Genomic DNA, 295 nt, shown 5'->3' with positions numbered 1-295 from the left:
GCGTTAATTAGTGCAGCTCTTATTATTTGTTTCTCATTTTCGTATTACAGTGAAATGATGGGGATTGCAGGTATTATTGGGGCATTTGCAGCTGGGATTGCCATTTCGCAACCAGAGTATAAGCACGAAGTAGAACATAAAATTGAACCGATTGCTTATGCGATATTTGTACCAGTGTTCTTCGTAAGTATTGGAATGGAAATTACATTTCATGGTATCGGAAGCCAGCTTTGGGTCATTATCATCATGACGCTTATTGCAATTGTTACAAAGTTAATCGGATCAGGTTTATGAG

1 pseudogene is annotated in these 295 nt (G+C 38.0%); it reads left to right on the top strand.

Annotated features, from left to right (window positions below):
* Positions 1-291: pseudogene (locus ACSG5Z_RS31030) on the top strand (cation:proton antiporter); the annotation flags it as partial.
* Positions 292-295 lie beyond the last annotated feature (4 nt).

Origin of the sequence: Bacillus pretiosus, from assembly GCF_051294775.1 — a bacterium.
Taxonomy (GTDB): Bacteria; Bacillota; Bacilli; order Bacillales; family Bacillaceae_G; genus Bacillus_A; species Bacillus_A wiedmannii.
Note: the sequence above shows the minus strand (reverse complement) of the source record. Positions and strands in the feature narration are given on the sequence as shown.